This window comes from Spirosoma sp. KCTC 42546 (genome assembly GCF_006965485.1).
In the GTDB taxonomy this organism is placed as follows: domain Bacteria; phylum Bacteroidota; class Bacteroidia; order Cytophagales; family Spirosomataceae; genus Spirosoma.
Window position 1 is genome coordinate 8045556 of sequence record NZ_CP041360.1, and the last position, 17329, is coordinate 8062884.

The following is a 17329-nucleotide window of genomic DNA, read 5'->3' on the forward strand; positions in this document are numbered from 1 at the left end:
CATTCCTCATAAACCATGCCAAGGTTGGGCACTTTAATCGATTATTTCGGCCAATACGTGAGCGATCTATCTAATGGCTCTTTTTTTGCCAGCTACATGGTATTGTTTAAATTGAAAAGAGTTTATCGATGCGATCAGGAAGCTCACGCTGATTATGGGTGACGAAAAGAATGGTCTTATTCTGAAAGCTATCAATCAGGTGGCGAGCCAGGTGAATATGAAACGAATCGATTGCCTGGAATGGCTCATCCAGTAACAAGACAGGTGCATTTTTCAGAAAAGCCCGAACTAATAAAACCAATCGTTGCTCGCCCGCCGATAATGTACCAAATGAGCAATTGATCAGATGGGTTAATTCAAAATACGAAAGTAAATTCCATAAATCTTCTTCCGTCTCGGGCGAAATCCGGTTTGGGGGCGTAAGAGTATCCGTCAACCCTGTGAGCGCTACCTGCCGGGCAGATAACCCCTGCGGAAAGTATAAATGTAATTCGGGCGAGACAAATCCAATCCGGCGTTTTACATCCCAGATACTTTCTCCCGATTTGCCGCGTCGATGCCCAAAAACACTTACATCATTGGCATATGCCTGCGGATGATCGCCGTAGAGCAAGCTCAACAAAACTGATTTACCGGCCCCGTTTGGACCAAATAAAGCCCAGCGCTCCCCCGCCCTAACGGCCCAATTAATGCCGTTCAGTATCACCGTATCACCATAACGAACAGTTACATCACGGAGCTGAAAAGCTTCCTCAAAATCAGCCACCTGAGCAATTGTTTTCAGTACAGGTAAAGTAATTTCAGGCCAGATAGGATCCCCAGGACGATAATTTTCTTTAGAACCTGCCCACCGAATCTGGCCGTTCTCCATTTCAGCTATGTGCGTTATAAAAGAAGGAATATCATCAGGTTCTGTTACTACTACCAGTGTCAAACCATGTTTCGTAAGTTCGCCTAACCAACCCGTTAATTCGGTCCGAAAAGCGGCATCAAGACCTACAAAAGGGTTATCCAGCAATAAAACCGATGGATGCTTTAGGAGCGCTTTACCAATGCGCGCTTTCCGGGTCTGACCATTCGATAGTTTAATAAATGCCCGATCCAATAAGGGTGTAAGACCTAATCGCTCAATTAGCGCCAGTGACTCTGACGAGTCGGTTAATTGTAAAAAAGTACGAAGTGTTGGAATGGATTTATAAGCGGGATCGCTACCTTCCGGGCTGTCGCTCATAGTGGCCTGGTAGCGTTGCTGGTAGAAATAGCCGTTATAGGAAAACCGGCTGGATTCTTCTTTGAAGGAGACAAATTCTGTAGATACCCGCCGGGATAATACGGCAGGACCAGCGTGAAATTGACCGGCAAGCGCTTGCAAAAACGTAGTTTTCCCGCTGCCCGTTGGCCCAATTACCGCCCAGCACTCGTTTGAATTGAGTTGAAATGAAAGTTCCCGTACTAATGCGCGTCCATTTCTCTGGACGGTTAATTTATTCAGCGAAATCAACGAAGTCTGTTCTACCATAAAAAACTGGGGCCATACCCTTACAAAGGTATGGCCCCATCCTCATTATTTCCGTTACGATTAGTCACCTACCTTATTTTCCGGGAGGAATGGTAGCAGGTGTAGTGGTCGTTGCGGGAGTCGTTGTGGTTGTTTTGCTCTTGGTACGCCGGCTATTATTACCCGTTGATCCGTTGTTCATCCGGTCTGTTGTATTCTGTAGATCGGGCGGTGTCGTCGTGGTAGTACCGCTATTCATGGTCGGTGTTCCCGTGCTATAGGTTGTACCTGTTGTAGTACCTACAGGCGGGTTAACAGTACCTACCGGAGGATTGTTGATACCCGTTTGTGGTTGGGTCTGGTAGGTGCCTGTGCTTGTATTCACGCCAGTACTCGTACTGGCAGGATTTGGATTTACACCAGTTGGTGTAGTTGTATTGGTGCTGGTTGCAGGCGGCTGAGTCTGAATCGTACCAGGATTTGTCTGGGGACTGGTAGTGTTTACGCCCGTATTCGTCTGCGGCTGAATTGTACCTGAGTTTGTCCGGGGGCTAGTCGAGTAGGTACCAGTCGTTGTGCCGGTCGAACCTGCATTGGTTGTTGTGTTCGTGGATTGTGCATTTGCACTTAGGGCCATGCCGGCTACCAGCATACATCCCATGATCATTATCTTTTTCATCGTTGAGTATTTTACTTGTTATTCTATCATATAACTCTACTAATAGTGGATTGTTTTCAGGTCGTCAATTTTTATCTAAAACTTTTTTCAAATTTCACCTACGTTGTCATTGATTGTCAGAGGAACTTGTGGCATCAATGACAATCCTCCTAAACAAAAAGAAGCCGTAAGCTCTGTGGGCTTACGGCTTCAATCAAAAAATAGTTACCTACAACAGTTCCTTACAACGAACCCTTCTTCATTTCTTTCACAGCGAAATCAGCCGCGCGAGCCGTAAGTGCCATGTACGTTAATGAAGGGTTTACACAAGATGCCGATGTCATACAGGCTCCGTCTGTATTGAAAACATTCTTCACAGCATGCAATTGGTTGTGCGCATTCAGAACAGACGTTTTAGGATCGCGACCCATACGAGCTGTCCCCATTTCGTGGATACCGATGCCTGGGTGTTTCGATTCGTCGTTATAGGGCGTTACATTCTTCAGACCGGCGGCCTGCAGCATTTCGGCAGCATCGTTCATCATGTCAATCCGCATTTTCCGTTCGTTTTCGCCATAAGCTGCATCGAATACGATGAGCGGAAGGCCCCACTTATCTTTTTGGTCAGGCGAGAGCGTCATCCGGTTGTTAGGATCGGCGATCATTTCACCGAAGCCACCCAGACTCATTGTCCACTGACCAGGCGTTGTCAGGCTTTCTTTAAAGTCGGCCCCAAAGCCGTCCATACCGTTTCCACGGCCCCAACCGCCCCGGCCAGCACCACCCTGATAGCCAAACCCACGAACATAATCCCGTTTGTCGCCACCCCAGTTCCGATAGCGCGGTACATACACGCCATTAGCCCGTCGGCCGTAGTAGTATTGGTCTTCCATTCCGTCAAATGTTCCTGAAGCGCCCACTGCCAAATGGTGATCCATAATGTTCCGACCGAGTTGATCGGACTCATTACCCATACCATTCGGGAAACGGTGCGACTTGGAATTCATCAGAATTGACGTACTGGCAAAAGCTGATGCATTCAGGAAGATAATCCGGGCGTAGTACTCCCGCACCTCTTTCGTATTCTGATCAATAACCCGAACACCGGTAGCCTTCCCTTTTTTCTCGTCGTATAGTACTTCCGAAACAATCGAATCGGGCCGTAGCGTCAGCTTGCCTGTTTTCATGGCCGCAGGCAGCGTTGCCGCCTGTGTACTAAAGTAGGCCCCATAAGGACAGCCGCGCATACATTGGTTACGGAATTGGCAAGCCGCCCGTCCCAGATCATAGTGAACCTGTTTGGGAGCCGTTAGGTGAGCCGTACGACCCATCGTAACCGTACGACCAGGAAATGCCTTTTCGATGCGCTTTTTGGCTTCTTTTTCCAGGCAGTTCATCTGCATCGCTGGCAGGAAGTTACCATCTGGTAGTACATCCAGACCGTCCTTACTGCCAGATACGCCTACAAACGCTTCAACACGATCGTACCAGGGAGCCAGGTCTTCATAACGAATTGGCCAGTCAACACCAATACCTTCTTTGCCATTTGCCATGAAGTCTTCTTTGTTCCAACGGTAACTCTGACGGCCCCACATCAGTGAGCGGCCACCTACGTGATAGCCCCGAATCCAGTCAACTTTACGTTTTTCGAGATAAGGGTTTTCTTTATCATTCTCAAAATGGTGCCGCCATTCCTCGTTGGCCGTGTAACCGGTACGCATATTGGCCCAATATTCTTCGGCCGCCAGGGTTGTTATACGCCCCCGATGCGGAAAATCCCAGGGATTATTTGTCGCGGTTACGTAGCCTTCTACGTGTTTGATATCCCGGCCGCGCTCCAGCATTAGCACTTTCAACCCTTTCTGTGTGAGCTCCTTCGCAGCCCATCCACCCGAAATTCCAGACCCAACGACAATTGCATCGTAGGTCATATCTTTTTTAGCGTCGATATTGAGATTCATATTTTTTTCAGGAGTGAGGAGTGAGGAGTAAGGAGTGAGAATGGCTGATGCCGGATGAATTCTCACTCCTCATTACTCGCTCCTAATACTAAATTAAATGGCCCAGGCCTTCTGGCCGGGTTTGAGTGTAACACAACCGTCATAACGACCAGGAACGGCCACGTATTCAAGCGCCTGTGTGCAACCGATTTCAGAAGTGAAATAACCGGTTAAAGTCAAGTCTTTCAGAATGGAGAAGAAGGGCGTATACTGTTTTTTGGCAACCGGCATTTGCAGGTCGGCCTGGGAGTTTTCCACCTTAGCCGCCGTTTTAGCACCGGCCATCTGGGCCCGCTGCGCCTTGTCATCCGCCTGGAGTTTCTTTACAATCTCAATACGCTGTGTTGGATCGAGTTGCACAAAGGCTTTTCCGTAGGCCTCCTGGCTCAGTTTGTTGGTTAAAGCAAGGCCTTCTAAAAAGCGTTGCTGATCATCGGGCTTATAGCAGTCTTTCAGAATAATATCAATCACTTCATTCACCTTAGCAGCTTTAGCACCGGGGGTCTTCGTGGTTGGTATAATCGTATCAGCCAGTTCAGCGACGGTCGCATCCTGATCGGCCGTAAAGAAAAGCGGCTTGCCCGTCAGGGCACGTCGGGCAGCCGAGGCTTCGAGCGTATCAGCTAACGCAGGCAACGTCATTGTCGCACCAGCGAACGCAGCTACCCGCATGAGGGCGTCTCTTCTGTTCATAGGTTTAAAGCAAATTAGACTTTCAAATAGAACGATATAAGGAAGTACAAATGTATAACAATCGGAGAATGGATTGTGTAATTTGGAGACTCAGTTTTGGCGTGCTGATTTTATTTAGAAAGTTACTAATCAACTATAAACAACAAGCGGTTTGAAACCGAACTGATGGTTTCAAACCGCCTGGTTATTAATACGCTACTAAGAAAAAGGCTTACTACGTTGATCACGGATTAAACCATCGCCAATTCCCGTACCGCCAGCCAACTCATCAGGCCTGCACCCGTTTCCAGCGCCGATTCGTCGATGTCAAACGTTGGGGTATGAACGCCCGATATAATTCCACGTTCTTCGTTGCGGGTACCAAGTCGGTAAAAGCAGGAATCGACTACCTGCGAATAGAACGCGAAATCTTCTCCAGCCATCCACAAATCAAGATCAACCACGTTTTCGGCACCCATATACTCAACTGCCTGCGCCCGAACGCGCCGGGTTAATTCTGGATGATTTTTCAGGTATGGATACCCGTGAACAATCGTAAACTCGCACGAGCCCCCCATCGCTTCGGCAATCCCTTCGGCAAGTTTAATCATGCGTTTTTTACCCTCTTCACGCCATTCTTCGTTCATACAGCGAAACGTACCCTGAATGGTCACTTCGTTTGGAATGACGTTGGTAACACCGTCGGCAATGAACCGGCCAAAGGATAATACCGATGGGCTAGCGGGGGGGCGATTACGGCTTATAATCTGCTGTAAGGCCACAATAATATGCGACGCAATCAGGACGGGGTCAACCAGATTATCGGGCATGGCAGCATGGCCACCTTTACCCCAAACAGTAAGATACAACTCATCGGTACTGGCCATGTACATACCTTCGCGGAAACCGATTTTACCTACTGGAATATTAGGAGCTACGTGCTGACCAATCATGCTGGCAGGTGTCGGATTTTCGAGCACACCTTCCTTAATCATGAGCGAAGCGCCACCCGGCGCTTTCTCTTCGCCCGGCTGGAACACCAGCTTTACCGTTCCATCGAACTGATCGCGCAACACGTGCAGAATACGGGCAACACCCAGCAAACTGGCCGTGTGCACATCGTGGCCACAGGCATGCATGACCCCGTCCACGGTCGATTTATAGGGAACATCGTTGGCTTCGTGGATTGGCAATGCGTCCATATCGGCACGCAGGGCAACCACTCGCGAACCAGCCGAATGACTATTTCGGCCTTCGATAATGGCGACTAATCCGGTATCGGCAACCCCTTCCTGCGGAGTTATGCCAATCGCTTTCAGTTGATCAGCCACAAAGCGGGCCGTATTTCGCTCCTGAAAGGAAAGTTCAGGGTGAGCATGCAGATGTCGGCGGGTCTTGATAAGGTCAGCCGCGTATTGATGAGCGAGCGATTTGATTGAGTCGAGCATAAGAGTCTGGGCCAAGCTCCGGCTTAGCCCGTTAAATGTATCCCAGGCCAAGCTCCCACTTGGCCCAGACATTACTGTGCTGTTATAAATTGATAGTCATTGATAACCGTAAGCAGAAACTCCCGGTTTCCGATATCGCTGCGAATACCGGTTACTTCCTTTACTTTATCGGCAGTACGCATCAGAACCTGTTCATCGTTCATGCGTACCACATTGCGAACTACACTAATATCACGATCAGAAAGTAGCCGAACATCGGGAAACTGAACGGCGTAATTCTCAACGAAGGGCCGCAGAATTACATCGTCCAGCGTGACGGCTGGTTTTAGTCGAACAACCGTTGTACCTGCTGCAATATCGCCTAATCGTTGCCCTTTCCCGTTAGCGGCTACGGTGATAATTGGCACAATACCACCCAGAAACGCAACGGACTCTATAATTCGGAGTAACCAGCGAATGAGATAGGCACCCAGGCCTGGCGGTGAGCCATCCAGCATAACCACGCGAATTTTCATCGCTATTTTACCGAGGCTTCGCCCGTTGAGCAGCCATTCGCTGACTAAGTCATAGACAACTACGGGAAAGAGGACCAAAAAGCTATAGAAACTGTTAACCCGAAAACCCATCGAACTCGGCAGGGCCAACGTCAGCATAATCCAGCCAAAAATGACAACGTAATCAATGATGGCTGCCAGAATCCGTTCGCCAATGCTGGCAGGTTCGTACTCTACTAGAACATTTTGGGAAGTGCGGATTGCAACAGACATACCAGAAAGTCGTTAGTCAAACGTCAAAAGTCGTCAGTAAGCTTGGCTCGGCAAAAAAAAATCCCAGAAAACTAATGGCCAACTTGGTTACATCAGTAAATCTTTACTAATTTGACACTAACGGCTACTGACTGACGACTAACTTATGCGTGAAGCCCTTTTTGTTAAACGCAACACCGACAAGTGGCGCGATATAGAACAAAACCCAACAAACGATCCTGATGAACTAACGGATCGATTTGTGGAACTGACCGACGATTTATCCTACGCCCGAACATTCTACCCCGACTCAACCGTAACGCGTTATCTCAACGGGTTAGCTGGACAAATGCATCGGGGCCTGATGCAAAATCGCCGAGCCGAACGTAGCCGATTCCTCACGTTCTGGAAATATGAATTGCCGCTTTTATTTCGGCAATCGCACAAGATGCTGGCACTGTCGGCGGGCATTTTTTTAGTGGCCTGTATTCTTGGCTGGGTATCGGCGGCACACGATGACACGTTTGTGCGGTTAATTCTGGGCGACCAATACGTGAACATGACGCTCGAAAACATCAAAAAAGGTGATCCGCTGGGTGTTTATGACAGCCACGATCAGGCCAGCATGTTCATACAAATTACCCTGAATAATATCTATGTAGCGTTCAGAACGTTCGTGTTCGGCCTATTTGCCTCGTTTGGCACAATGGCCATGCTATTCTACAACGGCGTGATGCTGGGGTCATTTCAGTATTTTTTCTACGAACGGGGACTTTTACTCGACTCGATTCTGAAGATTTGGATTCACGGTACGCTCGAAATTTCAGCCATAGTCATTGCCGGTTGTGCTGGCCTGACAGTTGGCAATAGCCTGCTTTTTCCGGGAACTTACTCCCGGTTGGAGTCCTTTAAGCGGGGCATCAAACAGGGGCTAAAAATTGCGATTGGTCTGGTCCCGATTTTCATTACAGCCGGATTTCTGGAAAGTTTTATTACCCGAATGACCCTACCACCCGTAGTTAGTGGTAGCATTATTCTGATCTCTGCCACCTTTATTGGCTGGTATTTTATTTTTTACCCAATTCACCTAAACCGTACACGTCAACCATGATTCAACTCTTTCAACAACGTGATTTTGGCGATAAAATCAACGTAACGTTTCAATACATAACCCAGAACTTTCGCAGCCTTGGCTTAGCTTTAGTCTATATTGTTGGTCCGGTTGCTTTGGTGGCGGGCATTGCCTCGGGCGTGTTCCAATCGAACATGCTTGATTTGGGTAACATGGCTAAAAGTGGTGATATTGATTCAGATAGTCCCTTTGGTGCTGGCTATGCTATGGCCCTAAGTTTTTTCTCACCCGCCTTCTGGTTTACGATGCTCTTTACGCTGTTGGCCATTCTGGTAGTAAGTCTGGTCACGTATGCACACATGAAGGTGTACGCTCGCAAAACCCAACAGTATACATTAAACCAATCTCAACCGGTTGACATTAGTGTTAACGAGGTTTGGGAAGAAATGCAGCCACTTATTGGCCGGGGTATCGTTATCAGTGTATTGAGTTCGATTATCGCCTTCGCGGCTACCCTATTTTTCGTCATTCCAGGAATTTATGTTGGTATCGTCTTATCGCTTGGGTTGGTCGTTACTACGTTTGAAGGAACTGATTTTGGCCAAACCTGGAACCGATGCTTTGTGCTCATTCGGGATAAATGGTGGTCGACCTTAGGAATAATATTTGTCATGGGACTAATCTCGGGGGTTGTTGGCTTAATCTTCACGCTCCCCGCCGGAATTCTTAGTTTTTTAATTACGGCCAAATTGCTGCCCGATATGTCAGGTTTCTGGCTTGTATTGGGGAATGTAGTGGCCACCGTAGGCAGTACGCTCCTGCGGGCTATTATTTATGTGGCACTTGGTTTTCAATATACGAACCTGGTCGAACGGCAGGAAGGTCGGGGCTTACAATCAGCCATCGACTCTATTGGTACGGCTCCAAGTCAACCACGCGCATCGGATGAAGGAACATTTTGATTTACGATTTACGGTTTACAATTTGCGAGCAGGTCGATTGGGTTGGCTGATCTGTTGGTTGTGTCTCTCGTTAGCCACATTACCAGTGGCTTTTGCTCAATTGCAAAAGTCAGTTCCGCCAGTTGTCGTCCGCGATGATCGTACTCCCCTGACGATCCGCAAGCCGCAAGTCGATCACCTACGCGATCTTCAAACCGACCATGACTATCAATATGGTCGCGACGCACCTCCGCCCGAAAATCCGATAGCGCGCTTTTTTCAGTGGTTATTTCAAAAATTCGGGGAGTTCCTGCGTAGTGAAGCCTACCAGAATGTTTGGCAATATGTCATTCTGGCTGCTGTTGCAGGTTTTGTGATTTATCTGTTGATGAAAGCCGAAGTCATGAAGTTTCTGTTTCCAAAAGGTGCCGAATCGATCAGTCTCGATTATGAGAACCTGGCCGAAAACATCCACGAAATTAATTTCGATGCCGCGGTAGAAGAGGCCGTCACCAATCGAAACTTCCGGCTGGCCACTCGCCTGCTTTACCTGCAAACCCTCAAACGACTAACCGATGCCGGTCGAATTACGTATAAGCCCGACAAAACGAATCGGCAATACGTATATGAGCTGGCCAATTCGCCTTTACAAACCGATTTTGAGACATTAACGCGCCAATTCGAGTTTGTCTGGTACGGTGACTTCCCAATAGATGAATCCCGGTTTGGGCAGCTTCGCCAGCAATTTCGACAGTTTAATCAGCCTGTTGCTCACCAATCCTAATCTGAGAATCTGCTTTGCCGAAACCGAATAAATATCTGCTTATCCTGCTGGCAACCGTAACGGCTTACATGCTCTTCGAGTATTACCGCCCAAAGCCGATTGACTGGAAATCAACGTACCAGAACGATGACAAAATTCCGTTCGGAACGCAGGCTTTATTCGAGTTGCTACCGGATGCGTTGCCGAAGTCGACGGTGAAGACTATTCGTCTGCCAATTTATAATTTCCTGGGCGAGACAAAATTGCCAACGCCCAGCAATTATGTCTTTATCAATGACGACTTTAAAGCCGACAGTATTGAACAGAACCAGCTTCTATCGTACGTTAAACGGGGTAATTCTGTGTTCATTTCCGCTTACAATCTGCCCGATTCGCTTTGCCTTAAATTAGGATTCAAAGCAGAAGTAAAACCGACTAATAAAGCCGATACAACGCTCCGTCAGAACTTCGTCAATCCCCAACTGCATACGGCCAAAGGCTATAATTTTTTTCACGATGATGGCCGAAATTTCATAACCATCAAAAAACCTCAGAACATTACGGTGCTAGGTCGTAATGCCCGCAAAGAGCCGGTTTTCATTCGGGTGCAGTATGGGAAAGGTCAATTTTACATCCAGAACCTACCACTGGCCTTTACAAACTATTACGTGCTGGACACGAAAACCTCCGACTACGCCTTCAAAGCGTTTTCCTATTTACCTGCCCAAACAACCTATTGGGATGAATATCAGAAGCAGGGGCGATTTGATGAGGATCAGCAGTCCATTTTCAGGTATATTCGCTCACAGCCTGCCCTGAACTGGGCATATTATCTGGTCGTATTTGGCTTGATTTTCTACGCCATCTTTGCCGGGAAGCGTACGCAGCGAATTATTCCCGTTGTCGAACCGCCAACGAATACGTCGCTCGATTTTGTAAAAACTGTTGGGCGCATGTATTTTCAACAAAGCGACCACGACAACCTCGCCCGGAAAAAAATCCAGTATTTCCTGGCCGACATCCGCGAACGTTATGGATTGAACACAACCGTTTTAGACAAAGAATTTACCGAAACCCTGTCCCGAAAAAGTGGCGCATCTATGGACGAAACGTCAGATCTGGTACGGCTCCTGCGCGATGCGCAACGTAGCATCTCGCTTTCAGAATTTGATTTGCTGACGCTGAATAAGGCAATGGAAACATTTAAACAAACTATCTGAACCGGGATTTAGCTGATTTATGGATCTACAGGATTTTGTTAATCTCTTTTGCTAAAAGCAAAATCAGATTAATCTTTTAATCAGCTAAATCCCAGTTCAGAAACCATCTATGGACTCATTTGAAACCCGTTTAGACCTCACATCCCTCACCGCTGCGGTTGATGCCATCCGCGCCGAAGTCGGGAAAGTTATTATAGGACAGCACCAAACGGTCGATTTGCTGTTAACAGCCTTACTCGCCGATGGTCATGTGCTCATTGAAGGCGTGCCAGGCGTAGCCAAAACGTTAACGGCTAAACTGCTGGCGAAAACCATGTCGGTTGGCTTCAGCCGGATTCAGTTTACGCCTGATCTGATGCCATCCGATGTACTAGGCACGTCGGTATTTATGCCTAAAACGGGTGATTTTTCATTCCGACAAGGTCCGATTTTCTCTAACCTTGTCCTGATCGATGAGATTAACCGCGCTCCGGCTAAAACCCAGGCCGCTCTGTTTGAGGTCATGGAAGAGCGTCAGGTCACGAATGATGGCACAACTTACCCACTCCAAGAGCCCTTTATGGTACTGGCGACCCAGAACCCCATTGAACAGGAAGGTACCTATCGGCTACCCGAAGCGCAACTAGATCGCTTTCTGTTCAAAATTGTGGTGAGTTACCCAACCGCTACCGAAGAAGTGGACATTCTGCGAGGGCATCACCAGCGCCGGAATTTGGCTGATGCGCTCGACGCCGTCACTGCTGTACTCACAGCCGAACAATTAGCAACCTTGCGCGGGCAGGTACATCAGGTGCATGTGGAAGACAAACTATTTGATTACATCGCCCAAATTGTGCAGGCAACCCGCGCGAATAAGTCGCTTTATTTAGGCGCATCGCCCCGGGCATCGGTAGCCTTGTTAAACAGTGCCAAAGCCCTTGCCACACTCCGAGGTCGCGATTTCATTACGCCCGAAGATGTACAGGAACTGGCAGCTCCCGTATTACGCCATCGTGTCTTATTAACGCCCGAGCGTGAAATGGAAGGCGGAACGGCCGATGAAGTTGTGGCACAGCTAGTGCAAAAAATTGACGTGCCGAGGTAAGGGAATGGATAATGCAGAATGAATAATGCACAATGTACAATGTACAATGAATAATGGTGGGCAAGCTAATTGGCAATTCCGTTTTAGAAAAGTGGGAGTTAGTCGCAGCGCCACTTTTTTCATTATCCATTGTGCACTTTTCATTATCCATTATTCACTCCTAACGGCCCAAACTCCTTCTAAAGAACAACTAGTTGGCATCTGGATCGGTGTTCATACCGAATGGGATCTTGACTTTACCTGCCCATTACCTACGTATATTCAGCTAGATGCAGATAGTACCTATTATCTCGGGATGATCGATGGGTCGGCCCGTAAGTTAACGTCAACCTGGGGAGTTCATGGGGAGTCGGTTCGATTGGATACCATTCATTTTGCCCCTCGACTGGTTAGTTTGCAGACTGATTTGCTTCGAATTGGCACAAACTATCCGATGGTTTTTCGTCGGTTTAACGATATTCCACTCGATTCGGCCACTGTACATCAGCAGTTGAACGGTCGCGTCTGGCAATCTGACAGTCTGACTATTTCGCTCTTTGCCAACGGTCAGGCGAGTTTAGAAATTACGCGAACCAAACAGCGAACGGCTCACTTCTGGCAACTGGCTAAATTTGGCCAATCTATATTTCTGATTATTCTGGGCAATCAGAATGGCCGTGATAGTGGATACAAAGCGCTTTGGCAAATTAGCAGTGCATCTCTAAAACAGATGCAGGCCATTGGCTGGAATGGTTGTAAAATAGCTGCTGAACCATTTCGATTCGTCAAAAATATATCCCTGAGCGACTCATGCCGACCCACTGGTTTTCAACCCTGCAATAACTGTTTCCGCAAACTATGGGCTGAATCTATGCTTACTCGCGGACAGAAACGGTATGATATCCTTCAGTTATTCACAAAGTATTATCAGCCTATTAACCAGACCGGCGAATCAGGTCTTGTACGCATTCAGTTTGTGGTGAATTGTTCAGGTGAAAGGGACTCGACTGAAGTTAAGGGCTTCGACGAGGATTATTGTCCAAGGCAATTCGACTCCCGAATTACCAGCCAACTATTGACGATTTGCCATGAGCATGTGGCTACCGATCAATCGATTCGTCAGTCAGATAGCACTAGAGACCTGTTCCGGGATGTTTTTGTTTCGCTTGCAGTTCGGCTTAAAGATGGTCGTATAACGGATATATTGCCATGATACGACTGAGCTTTTTTCATTTTCTACTGCCAATATCTGTGTTTGCTCAGGATAGTGAACGCATCCTGAAATCCTGTGCTTCGATGCTGGCCGCAAACCGATCAACGCAAACACGATTCTTTTTTGGGGAGAAACGGGAGAAGGTTCGCTCAGATACGCTATTGGCTAACGCGGAGAATTTTCGGCATCGAGCCTTTAATTACGTCTGGTCAAAAGAATACGAGCAGGCTGCTATCTGGCTGGAGAAAACGACGACACTTTCGCCAAAAGAACATGGCATCGTTGGTGAATTTTACCTGGTTCAATTTCGGGATTATCCTCGTGCGCTAACTCATTTCAATGCGTACGACGCCCTTACTCCCAACTTTGATGACATTGTTGGCTACAATCCGGTGAGTTATATGCGCGGCCTGACCTACCGAAGCATGGGCGATCACGAGAAGGCAATTGAACAATTCTCTATGGCGATTGACCCATTAGCCGCTAAACATGGTGCAGAGTGGGTGAACTATCGGCACTTCGTAAGTAGAGCCGTTAGCTATATTGCGACGAAACAACCCGAAAAAGCCTTAGCCGATCTTGACAAAGCAGCTAAAAATTTCAACCGGAGTGCACTTGTCCAGTACCACCGAGGTCGCGCCTTCCTCTTGCTAAATCGAACGGCCGAAGCTCGAACAGCGTTTCAGGATGCCTCATTTTTCTTCAAAGCCCTTCGAGCCGAACGCACCGGTGAATACCAGGAAGATGACTTTAATCCGGTGTACGAACCGGAAATTGACGAGGTGATTAGCCAATTAAAACCTAAACCGTAACGCTTGATGGAACCCTTTTATGAACGTATAAAGGTCGTGCTGGACGAGGCTCGCCAGAACGCCTACCGCGCCGTTAATTTCGCTATGGTCGAAGCCTATTGGCATATCGGCCAGCTCATTGTTGACGAAGAACAACAGGGAAATAGCAGAGCCGAATATGGTACCGGCTTGCTCAAATACCTCGCACAGCGCCTGACCAATGATTTTGGAAAAGGATTTGATGAAAGTAATCTTCGGTATATCCGGTTATTTTATCAGGCATTTCCAATTCGTGACGCAGTGCGTCACGAATTAAGCTGGACTCATTATCGACTGCTTTCTAAAATCGAAAATACCAATGCCCGCACTTGGTATATGGCCGAAGCAGCCCAGCAAAATTGGAGTAGCCGGGCGCTGGAACGGCAAATAAATTCGTTCTACTACGAACGGTTATTAGCGACTCGGGAAGCCGACCGCCCCGATGTTCGACGAGAGGCCGAAGAAAAGACCCGCCCGCTTAAGCTGGAACCTAAAGACATCCTTAAAGACCCGTATATTCTGGAGTTTCTGGATCTGAAGCCAAACTGGAAGGTGTATGAAAAAGAACTGGAACAGGCGTTGCTAGATAATCTGCAAACCTTTATGCTGGAATTGGGGAAGGGATTTGCCTTTGTTGCTCGCCAGCAGCGAATGGTTGAAGGGGAAGACAATTTTCGAGTCGATCTGGTTTTTTACAATTACATCCTCCGATGCTTCGTATTAGTTGACCTTAAAATGGGCAAACTGACCCATCAGGACGTTGGTCAGATGGATATGTATGTCCGCATGTATGAGGAGCAGCATAAGCAACCAGATGATAATCCGACCATTGGCCTGATTCTTTGCACAGAGAAAAACGAAACAGTAGTTAAATATTCTGTTCTGAATGGAAGTCAACAGTTGTTTGCGTCAAAATACAAACTTTATTTACCTACCGAAGAAGAACTAATGGCCGAAATCGAACGCGACAAGCTTTTGCTGGAACAAAACCGCCCAACCGAATGATAGCGATCCGCCCACTCTTTGTTGCCTCTCGGTTATGGTTCGGGTTGATCGCGCTCATACTTTTATTTGTAGCTGCGTACGCCTTTCCACTCCTGTTCCCGATTGTGAAAGTGGCCTTTGCCGTTTTTATAGTGATGATCGGGATAGATTTCTGGCTACTCTTTTTCAGTAAAAGCCAACCTGTCGGATCCGCCTTCTTTGCCCGTCGTGAAGTCCCCGAACGATTATCGAACGGCGACGAAAATCCGCTCACGATTTATTTAGAAAACCGATACCCGTTCCGAGCCGATGTGGAGGTCGTTGATGAAATTCCGTTTCAGTTTCAACGACGCGATGTGCTGTTCCAGGCCAGCCTGAAACCACGAGAAACCCAGGCTATTCGTTACGAGCTTCGGCCCACGCGCCGGGGCGAATATAGCTTCGGTGCTGTGAATGTATTTGTCTTATCGCCACTGGGTTTACTCAAACGACGGTATCAGTTTGAACAGGGTAAAATGGTAGCTGTTTATCCGTCGTTTTTACAGATGCGGCAGTTTGAACTCCTGGCGGCAACCAATCGCCTGACCGAAGTAGGTGTCAAACGAATCCGGCGCATCGGTCATAGTATGGAATTTGAGCAGGTTCGCCCCTACTCCACTGGCGACGATGTGCGAACTATCAACTGGAAAGCAACGTCCCGCCGAAGTGATTCGCAGGGGGCGTCTCTGATGATCAATGCTTTTCAAGATGAACGTTCGCAGCCGGTTTATTGCCTGATCGACAAGGGTCGCGTAATGCAATCGCCGTTTGAGGGGTTAACGTTGCTTGATTATGCCATCAACGCCAGCCTAGTCTTAAGCAACATTGCCCTGATGAAACAGGATCGCGCGGGTGTGCTAACCTTCTCCGACCACATCGGCCAATTACTTCCGGCCGAGCGTCGCACCGGGCAAATGCTGAAGATTCTGGAGTTGCTTTACCGTCAGAAAACGCGCTTCCTGGAATCGGATTACGAGAGCCTATACGCTAGCGTTCGAACGCACATTCGCCAGCGCAGTCTGCTCCTGTTATTCACGAATTTTGAAACGATGAGCGGTATGCAGCGACAATTGCCCTATCTCCGTCGGTTAGCCAAAGATCACCTGCTGCTGGTAATCTTCTTCGAGAACACCGAGCTACGCGCTCTGATCGACCAACCGGCAGTCGATACGGAGCATATCTACATGAAAACGATTGGAGAGAAATTTTCCTTCGAGAAAAGGCAGATTGTGAAGGAACTAGGCCAATATGGTATTCAAACAATCTTGACTGCCCCGCAAAACCTGACGGCTAATACCGTGAATAAATATCTGGAGTTGAAGGCACGGGGGCTGATTTAGTCGAAACGGAAGTGGGGAGGTCATATGCCATATCTTAGAGATATGGCATATGACCTCCCCACTTCCGTTTCGACTAAATTATATTTAATTATCTCCCAAGCCGCCTTTTACCGATTCATAATTGGACTTAAGGCGTCCCATTTCTTTAGCCAAAAAGGTTTGCAACTGGCGATTGAACGCTTCCTTTTCATCGTCCGGCAAGGAGTTATAAAGATCTTTTAGCTCCTGATTGATAGCTGCTCGTTCGGCATCGTCGGCCGCATTAATTGAGCGATAATGGTATTTTCGAAAATCGTATTCCATATCTAATTCTCAGAGTACCCCACTAAATTCCTTCCAAGAAAGTCGGGGTGTTCTCTTAACTAATTTTTTATTATACAAAGCAGCCTCTCCCCAGTAGTTTTTAAATGTTTTTTCAAAGCGAAAACCGACTTTTTCTAGTAAGGCCCGCGAAGCAACATTAGCTTCCAGTGGCTCTGCTCTAGCCTTGAACAGTTTAAAATCTTCAGGAAGTCGACTTAATAACTGTGAAAGTGCCTCATAACCGTATCCTTGCCTACGGAAAGGTTCAGCAATTGCATAACCACACATATATGGAAACCGCTTCCCTTCCCAAAGTTCAAAACTAACATCATAGAGGTGTGATATGCCTACATAAGTGCCATCAGCTAACCGTAGGAACCAATCGCACATACCCCGTTTGCCACTATATAGTCCGATTGCTAATTGATATGCTACATATTCGTCCAGTTTCTTAGGCTCCTTCAAAGACAACATTACAAATGGATTCGTATCCTGGCTAAACAGATCAAGCAAAATGCGGTAGTTGTGCCAGTCCAGCA

At 47.6% G+C, this 17329-nt stretch carries 17 protein-coding genes; 9 read left to right on the forward strand and 8 right to left on the reverse strand.

Annotated elements, in window-relative coordinates:
* Positions 1-106: 106 nt before the first annotated feature.
* The 6 genes from EXU85_RS32725 to EXU85_RS32750 form a co-directional block, all read right to left on the reverse strand.
* Positions 107-1519 carry an ATP-binding cassette domain-containing protein gene (locus tag EXU85_RS32725; RefSeq protein ID WP_142776102.1) on the reverse strand — a complete coding sequence of 471 codons (1413 nt, stop codon included), beginning with the start codon at positions 1517-1519 and terminating at the stop codon, positions 107-109.
* Between the two features lie 73 nt (positions 1520-1592).
* Entirely contained in the window at positions 1593-2177 is a 585-nt protein-coding gene (locus EXU85_RS32730; RefSeq protein ID WP_142776103.1) for a hypothetical protein, read from the reverse strand.
* Between the two features lie 221 nt (positions 2178-2398).
* A complete protein-coding gene (locus EXU85_RS32735) occupies positions 2399-4117 on the reverse strand; it encodes a GMC oxidoreductase (RefSeq protein WP_142776104.1) in 1719 nt (572 codons plus the stop codon).
* A 93-nt stretch (positions 4118-4210) separates the two neighbouring features.
* Positions 4211-4849 carry a gluconate 2-dehydrogenase subunit 3 family protein gene (locus EXU85_RS32740; protein ID WP_246859347.1) on the reverse strand — a complete coding sequence of 213 codons (639 nt, stop codon included), beginning with the start codon at positions 4847-4849 and terminating at the stop codon, positions 4211-4213.
* Positions 4850-5079: 230 nt separating this feature from the next.
* Positions 5080-6276 (reverse strand): M20 family metallopeptidase, encoded by a 1197-nt coding sequence (locus EXU85_RS32745; protein WP_142776105.1) that lies wholly within the window; start codon positions 6274-6276, stop codon positions 5080-5082.
* Positions 6277-6347: 71 nt separating this feature from the next.
* Positions 6348-7043, reverse strand: a complete 696-nt coding sequence (locus EXU85_RS32750; protein ID WP_142776106.1) for an RDD family protein — start codon at positions 7041-7043, stop codon at positions 6348-6350.
* Positions 7044-7188: 145 nt separating this feature from the next.
* Between EXU85_RS32750 and EXU85_RS32755 the strand changes: the two genes are divergently transcribed.
* From EXU85_RS32755 to EXU85_RS32795, 9 genes are all read left to right on the forward strand, one after another.
* Positions 7189-8133, forward strand: a complete 945-nt coding sequence (locus tag EXU85_RS32755) for a stage II sporulation protein M (RefSeq protein WP_142776107.1) — start codon at positions 7189-7191, stop codon at positions 8131-8133.
* Positions 8130-9056: a hypothetical protein gene (locus tag EXU85_RS32760; RefSeq protein WP_142776108.1), complete on the forward strand. Its 927-nt coding sequence runs from the start codon at positions 8130-8132 to the stop codon at positions 9054-9056. The genes EXU85_RS32755 and EXU85_RS32760 overlap by 4 nt, the downstream gene beginning before the upstream one ends.
* Positions 9040-9819 carry a DUF4129 domain-containing protein gene (locus EXU85_RS32765; protein WP_142776109.1) on the forward strand — a complete coding sequence of 260 codons (780 nt, stop codon included), beginning with the start codon at positions 9040-9042 and terminating at the stop codon, positions 9817-9819. The genes EXU85_RS32760 and EXU85_RS32765 overlap by 17 nt, the downstream gene beginning before the upstream one ends.
* A 14-nt stretch (positions 9820-9833) precedes the next feature.
* The gene (locus EXU85_RS32770; RefSeq protein ID WP_142776110.1) at positions 9834-11018 is read left to right on the forward strand and encodes a DUF4350 domain-containing protein; all 1185 of its coding nucleotides are present in this window, start codon (positions 9834-9836) and stop codon (positions 11016-11018) included.
* Positions 11019-11127: 109 nt separating this feature from the next.
* The gene (locus tag EXU85_RS32775) at positions 11128-12102 is read left to right on the forward strand and encodes a MoxR family ATPase (protein ID WP_142776111.1); all 975 of its coding nucleotides are present in this window, start codon (positions 11128-11130) and stop codon (positions 12100-12102) included.
* Between the two features lie 91 nt (positions 12103-12193).
* The gene (locus EXU85_RS32780) at positions 12194-13294 is read left to right on the forward strand and encodes a hypothetical protein (protein ID WP_246859348.1); all 1101 of its coding nucleotides are present in this window, start codon (positions 12194-12196) and stop codon (positions 13292-13294) included.
* Positions 13291-14106, forward strand: coding sequence for a tetratricopeptide repeat protein (locus tag EXU85_RS32785; protein WP_142776112.1), 816 nt, complete (start codon positions 13291-13293; stop codon positions 14104-14106). Before EXU85_RS32780 ends, EXU85_RS32785 begins: the two co-directional genes overlap by 4 nt.
* A 6-nt stretch (positions 14107-14112) precedes the next feature.
* Positions 14113-15129, forward strand: coding sequence for a YhcG family protein (locus EXU85_RS32790; RefSeq protein WP_142776113.1), 1017 nt, complete (start codon positions 14113-14115; stop codon positions 15127-15129).
* Complete coding sequence (locus tag EXU85_RS32795) at positions 15126-16487, forward strand: DUF58 domain-containing protein (RefSeq protein WP_142776114.1); 1362 nt, start codon at positions 15126-15128, stop codon at positions 16485-16487. The genes EXU85_RS32790 and EXU85_RS32795 overlap by 4 nt, the downstream gene beginning before the upstream one ends.
* Before the next feature lie 84 nt (positions 16488-16571).
* Here the strand turns inward: EXU85_RS32795 and EXU85_RS32800 are convergent, their stop codons facing one another.
* Positions 16572-16790, reverse strand: a complete 219-nt coding sequence (locus EXU85_RS32800; protein ID WP_210422422.1) for a hypothetical protein — start codon at positions 16788-16790, stop codon at positions 16572-16574.
* Positions 16791-16799: 9 nt separating this feature from the next.
* Positions 16800-17303 carry a GNAT family N-acetyltransferase gene (locus EXU85_RS32805; RefSeq protein WP_168207910.1) on the reverse strand — a complete coding sequence of 168 codons (504 nt, stop codon included), beginning with the start codon at positions 17301-17303 and terminating at the stop codon, positions 16800-16802.
* Between the last annotated feature and the right edge of the window lie 26 nt (positions 17304-17329).